Annotated in this window: 6 protein-coding genes; 1 reads left to right on the forward strand and 5 read right to left on the reverse strand. The window is 34.5% G+C overall.

The features are described 5' to 3' along the window. On the forward strand, nt 1-172 hold a 172-nt coding region (locus tag ACR0QS_RS09740; protein ID WP_432633258.1), incomplete at its 5' end, for a helix-turn-helix domain-containing protein. Between the two features lies 1 nt (nt 173). Here the strand turns inward: ACR0QS_RS09740 and ACR0QS_RS09745 are convergent. The 5 genes from ACR0QS_RS09745 to ACR0QS_RS09765 form a co-directional block, all read right to left on the reverse strand. Then, a complete protein-coding gene (locus ACR0QS_RS09745; protein WP_432633253.1) occupies nt 174-1,130 on the reverse strand; it encodes an ROK family protein in 957 nt (318 codons plus the stop codon). Nucleotides 1,131-1,258: 128 nt separating this feature from the next. Beyond that, entirely contained in the window at nt 1,259-2,332 is a 1,074-nt protein-coding gene (locus ACR0QS_RS09750) for an ABC transporter ATP-binding protein (protein ID WP_432633254.1), read from the reverse strand. A 4-nt stretch (nt 2,333-2,336) separates the two neighbouring features. Next, nucleotides 2,337-4,034, reverse strand: a complete 1,698-nt coding sequence (locus tag ACR0QS_RS09755; protein ID WP_432633255.1) for an ABC transporter permease — start codon at nt 4,032-4,034, stop codon at nt 2,337-2,339. Continuing rightward, entirely contained in the window at nt 4,034-5,140 is a 1,107-nt protein-coding gene (locus ACR0QS_RS09760) for an ABC transporter ATP-binding protein (RefSeq protein ID WP_432633256.1), read from the reverse strand. The genes ACR0QS_RS09755 and ACR0QS_RS09760 overlap by 1 nt, the downstream gene beginning before the upstream one ends. A gap of 89 nt (nt 5,141-5,229) precedes the next feature. Then, entirely contained in the window at nt 5,230-6,225 is a 996-nt protein-coding gene (locus tag ACR0QS_RS09765) for an ABC transporter substrate-binding protein (RefSeq protein ID WP_432633257.1), read from the reverse strand. Nucleotides 6,226-6,337 lie beyond the last annotated feature (112 nt).

Raw genomic sequence — 6,337 nt, forward strand, 5'->3', positions numbered from 1 at the left:
ATATATGTCTAATATGCAAAAATCTAAAAAAATAACCGTTCCTTACAGCAGAGACAAATTGGCAGAATTCATTTCCGCCGACAGAAGCGCTTTATCGAGAGAATTAAACAGACTCGCAAAAGAAAAAATTATAGAACTTAACGGAAGCAAAATAAATATTCTAAATATTTAATTTAATTGTTTCTAAAAAATAAAGCGGCACATCCCAAAACTCCAGCATCGTTTCCGAGAGAAGCGGGTTTTATTTCCAAATTTCTAACCATCATTCGCAAACCGTAATTTTTAACTCCTCTTTTAATATCGTCTATCATCATATCGAAATCTTTGCATAATCCTCCGCCTATAAGAACCAAATCCAAATCGAGCATATTCAAAGCCTGCGCTATCGACATTCCCAAATAGTAAGAACATTCCGCTATAGTTTCTTTGGCAAGAATATCTCCGTTTTTTGCCGCGTCAAATATAGCTTTAGCCTTTCCTTTATCCAATTTTTCGTAGGTCAATGAAGTGGGAATAAGATTTTTATGAATCTTCTGTTTTGCCATGCTTATAAATCCCGTAGCCGAAGCGTATCTTTCTATGCAGCCCGAAGAACCGCAATTGCATCTGTCTCCGTCTGGAACAACGAATACATGCCCAAGCTCGCCCGCTCCGCCTAAAGCTCCCGTGAATAATTTTCCGTTGAGGACTAATCCTCCGCCTACTCCCGTTCCTAAAGTGATAAATAAAATCGACTGATAATTTTTTTCTTTACCGCTTCCGTATTTTGCCTCGCCCAAAGCCGCGGCGCTCGCATCGTTTACGGTTTTAACGGGAATATTAAATAAATCTCCTATTTCCGAAAATTTTAATCCATGCAAACCAGGAACATTTTCCGCTCCTCCGATATGCAAGGTTTCTTTATTTACGACTCCAGGACAATCGATTCCCAAACCAATCGCTTTATAATCCGCAGTAATATTTGATTTTAATTTTTCAACGACTTCTTTTATTCTTTTTTTATGTTCTTCGGTTGTATGATTTGCATTAACTTCAAAACTTTCTTTATATAAAATATTTCCGTTTTCTTCTACGACTGCGCCTTTCACAGCCGTTCCGCCAATATCCAAAGCTATAACGACATCTTTCATAAATTTAATTTCTCCAAATAAATAGTCGATAATATTTTAGAATAAGAATTTAATTTGTCAAGTTTAATAAATTTAATAAAAAAGAGCATGCAAATTATATTGCATGCTCTTTTAACCATGATAAAAATTTAATCGTCTTCTCCATACCATAAGGTTCGCTTTATCAGCAATTGACAATTTTCACCGTCTTTAAGAATATACTTTCTTGAAGGTTTTTGAACTCTAATAAAAATATCTTCTCCGCTTTCTTCACTTCCAGCAACTCTTATGGAATAATCTACCATATCGCCTAAATAAGTGCTTCTATGAATAACGCCTTTTATTCCGCCAGAGGATACAAAATCTATTTCTCCAGGTCGGCATGCCAAAGTATCGATTTTATTATAATTTTCTGGAATATTTACTTCTATATTTCCCGCTATTTCATGGTTTTTGACAAATATTTTCCCATTCTTAAATATAACGGGAATAAAATTCGACAAACCTATAAAACTAAAGACAAATCTATTTATAGGATTATTATAAACATTTAAAGGAGTGTCAAGCTGCTGTAATACGCCGAAATTCATAACCAATATTCTATCGGATAAAGCCATAGCTTCCGCTTGGTCATGAGTAACATATATTACCGTAAAACCGAATTGTTTTTGCAAGTCTTTTATTTCAAAACGCATCTGTTCTCTTAATTTAGGGTCAAGATTCGATAAAGGCTCGTCAAGAAGCATCACTTTAGGATTTGTGGCAACCGCTCTTGCCAAAGCGATTCGCTGCTGTTCGCCTCCAGAAAGAGTGGAAGGATAAAGGTCTTTAGCGTAGGTTAAATTCGTATGCTTTAGCGCGTTATTTACTCTTTTCTCTATTTCTATTTTATCGATATGTTTTATAGCCAAAGGAAAAGCGACATTATCCCATACTTTTAAATGGGGCCAAACGGCAAACGCTTGAAATACCATCCCAAAATCTCTTTTCTCTGGAGGCAAATAGAATTTTTTATAGCTCGAAGAAAATACTTTATCGTCTACGATTATTTCTCCATCGTCTATATCTTCAAATCCCGCTATCATTCTTAATGTTGTGGTTTTACCGCATCCCGAAGGTCCTAAAAATGAAAAAGATTCTCCTTGATTTACTTCTATATTAAGTTTATTAACCGCTACGACTTTATTAAAGTTTTTTGTTATATTTACTAATTTTAATGACATTTTACTACTCCTGCTTTTGAAGTTTAGATATAAAATAACGAATTATACTTTCGGCGAAAAATATAATAACCAAAGTTACGGAAGCCAAAGCCGCCGCTCTAACCGTTTCTCCGTCTTCGTTTAACGCGTATATTGCCACTCCTATAGTTCTGGTTTTAGGTCCGTATAATAAAACCGAAGTGGTAAGTTCTCTTAACGCAGGTAAAAATATAAGGAAAAAAGCGCTTATCATACCAGGTCTTACCAGCGGAAGAACTATATTTTTAAGAGTTTGCCAGTGAGTCGCTCCGCATGCTCTCGAAGCTTCTTCGAGCGAATCCGATACCTGCTCTAAAGCGGCTGAATTCGATTTCAAAGAAAACGCCATATATCTGGCAATGTAGGCTACAAATATTATTCCCGCCGTATTATATAAATTGATTCCGAATCTTCCGCTCCAAGTAAGTATGACTCCCAAAGCTATAACCGTTCCAGGTAGAGAAAAAGGCAAAACGCCCAAAAACTCTATTATAAATTTTCCTTTGACTTTCATTTTTACTATAACATAAGATATCATAACTCCGACAAGCATTGTAACAAAAGCGGATGACAGCGACAAATATATACTGTTTATTATAGAATCTTTCGTCATTTTCCATTTAAATATTTCGACATAATTATCCCAAGTTAAACTTTCCAACGCTATCGGCAGTCCGTAAGTTTTTAATCCGCCTATAAAAAATATCGTAATAGTAGGCAATATAACCGTTATTCCTATATAAATTATGCAGAAAATAAATAAAGGAGTTTTTAATCCTCTGAGTTTTAGAACGACTGGACGCATACTCTTACCCGCTATAATTTGGAATTTTCCTCTTTTTAACAGCATACTTTGAGCTTTAAGTATAATAGCCGCCGATATTACAAGTATAGTAGAAAGTATAGTTCCTATTCTTATTGCCGAAAAACTTCCCGCCGAAGCGTATATTCTTTCGTAAATTTTTGTAGGAATATTATATATGCCTTTTTCCGTTCCTAGTATAGCTGGAACTCCAAAGTGAGCCAAAGAATATAAAGCGACAAGTAAAGCTCCCGCCAATATGCTCGGCAAAACTAAAGGCAATGTTATCTTCGTGGTTATCGTAAAGAGTCCCGCTCCAGATATTCTTGCCGATTCTTCAAGCGTAGGGTCCATTCTCTCAAGAGCGCTTGTAACTTGCAAGAATACGAAAGGAAATAAATACATGCTTTCTATAGCTATTATTCCTCCCATTGTCATTATATCTATAGGAGACGCAGATAAATTAAACATTTTTACCAATAATCTATTTATATATCCCGCGTTTGGAGATAATAATATTTTCCAAGCCAAAGCTCCTATAAACGAAGGAAGCATAAAAGGAACAAGGAACATTATTTTCATGAATTTTTTAAACGGCAAATCGGTTCTTGCGACAAGCCATGCAAAAAATACTCCGAATAAAGTCGAAATGAAAGTAGTTCCTATAGCTATTATAAGAGAATTTAAAAGTGCCGAATATGTGTCTCTATCGGACAATACTTTTACGACTCCCGCGACATTTAATTTACCGTTTTCAAAGAACGCGGTAAACAATATCAATAAAACGGGAACCGCGACTATAATCACCAATATAAGTATCGATAAAATTAAAACCAGTTGAGCAATGCTAATTCTTTTCAAAAAATCAATTATCTTTTTCATTAGAAAATCTCCTTGTCTATTTCATCATCGTTTTCGTAAAAAATTATATCGTTAAATGTTATGAAACAACTTTCGCCTTCGCCAAATATATAGCCGTTTTGATGAGCTTCTTCGGTTTGTATTTGACTTCTTACGCTTATGTTGTCGTATATATTAATTTTATAATCTATTATAGCTCCAAGTAACGAGGTTCTTTCTATAGTTCCTTCAATACTTTTCTCGGTTTTTGTTTTGGATACATCCACATCCATCGGTCTAATCGCCGCTAAAAATTTATCCTTTCCTTGTATATCTTTATTCAATTCGTAAGGAAAATCTTTATCGTTTTCAAATATAACGACTTTATTATCTTTTACTTTTAAATGTATAAAATTTGCAAGTCCTAAAAATTTAAAAACGAAAGGGTCTATTGGATTTTTATAAACTTCCAAAGGAGTTCCTATTTGTCTAAAACTTCCTTTGCTATCCATTACGGCTATTCTATCCGATATGGCTAATGCGACTTCTTGGTCATGAGTCACATATATAATGGTGTTATTCGTCTTTCTTTGAATATCTTTTATTTCAAAACGCATCTCTTCTCTCAAATTTGCGTCTAAATTCGTTAAAGGTTCGTCCAAAAGCAGAACATTATTATCCGCAACCAAAGCTCTCGATAAAGCGACTCTTTGCTGTTGTCCGCCAGAAAGCTGATAAGGTAAACGGTCTTCCAAACCAGATAAATTAACCATATCTATAGATTTTTGCACTCTTCTTTTTGCCTCTTTCTTTTCCACTTTCTGAATTTCCAAAGGATATATAACATTTCCCATAACGGTTTTATGGGGCCATACCGCATAATCCTGAAAAACTACTCCAGCTTTTCTATTTTCGGGCTGAACGAATATTTTTGGATTTGAAGAAGCGACTATATTATCCGATATCGTTATAGTTCCTTTATCGGGAACTTCAAATCCCGCAATCAATCTTAAAACTACGGTTTTACCGCAGCCAGAAGGTCCTACTATAGTAAAACATTCCCCAGAATTAACTTCAAAACTTAAATCTTTTAAAATATCTTTATTCTCAAAAGATTTAAATACATTTTTAAATAATATATTTGCCATTATTTCCTCTCAAAATTAAAATAAAATTATACCTTATTAAGTTTAATTTTAATTTAATAAGGTATAATTGAATTAAAATAATAAACAATCTACTTATTTATTATTTCCGTGAATTGATTAATTATGCTTTCTTTTTCGCTTTTTAAGGCTATATAATCTATTTTCATCGCTCTTTCAACGGCTTCTTTAGGATGAACTAATCCAGATTTTTCGTCTATAGCCACATCTTCTCTAACGGGCAAAGTATAACTTGAAGCTATTATTTTTTGTCCTTCGGAAGATAAAAGGAAATCCACGAATTTTTTAGCGGATTCAAGATTTTTAGTTCCTTTCATTATGGCGACTGGACTCGGTATAACTATCATTTCTTTAGGATATACGAAACCTAAAGTAGCGCCTTTTGCTATTTTGTCCAAAACGATATAATCGACTCCCAAACTTGCGACTAAATCTCCGCTTGCCGTATCGTCAACCACTTGTCCAGAACCTTGTCCCATTTTAGCGCCGTTTTGTTTCAATTTATTAATATAATCCCAGCCCATATTTTTTTCTATTAAAGCTATAGAAACCATAGCCGTTCCAGATAAAGCGGGATTGGCTATTGCGAATCCGTTTTTATATTCTGGTTTTAATAAATCTTCCCAAGAAGTCGGAGGATTTTTAATTTTTGTGGTATTATAAACTATCCCTAGCGTTCCGAGTCTTGCGGGAGAAAAAGCGTTATCGGGGTCTTCTACGGGACTTACCACATTAGGCAATTCTGGAGAAGCGTAAGGTTCTAAAACTCCTTCCTCTTTCAACGAATAAAAATCTGGAATTTCGCTCGTCCATAAAACATCGACACTCAACTGTCCAGATTCTCTTTCCGCCGCTATTTTCGCCATCAATTTGCCAGCGCCCGCAGAGTAATAATCGAATTCTATGTCTGGATATTTAGCGGTGAATTCGTCTCTGATTTTTCCTATGATAACTTCTTTCATAGAGGTATAAACCATTAACTGTTCTTTTCCCTCGCCGTTAGAACTACCGCAGGATACCAAAACCCAAAAGCATAAAAAAAGCATGAATGAATATAGTCTTTTCATGATTGAAAAGCCTCCTTTATTAAAAAATTTTTTATTTATAACTAAACAAGGAATTTTTATTTTCCTTGATAAGCTATCGAAAGTAAATTTGATTAAAGTTAAAAAAGATTTA

It is taken from the genome of Brachyspira sp., assembly GCF_050873525.1.
Lineage (GTDB): Bacteria > Spirochaetota > Brachyspiria > Brachyspirales > Brachyspiraceae > Brachyspira.

Bases quoted from the DNA above. Each gene is read 5' to 3' on its own strand.
- ACR0QS_RS09765 (WP_432633257.1), bottom strand. From the start codon at position 6,225: ATGAAAAGACTATATTCATTCATGCTTTTTTTATGCTTTTGGGTTTTG.
- ACR0QS_RS09755 (WP_432633255.1), bottom strand. From the start codon at position 4,034: ATGAAAAAGATAATTGATTTTTTGAAAAGAATTAGCATTGCTCAACTG.
- ACR0QS_RS09745 (WP_432633253.1), bottom strand. From the start codon at position 1,130: ATGAAAGATGTCGTTATAGCTTTGGATATTGGCGGAACGGCTGTGAAA.
- ACR0QS_RS09750 (WP_432633254.1), bottom strand. From the start codon at position 2,332: ATGTCATTAAAATTAGTAAATATAACAAAAAACTTTAATAAAGTCGTA.
- ACR0QS_RS09760 (WP_432633256.1), bottom strand. From the start codon at position 5,140: ATGGCAAATATATTATTTAAAAATGTATTTAAATCTTTTGAGAATAAA.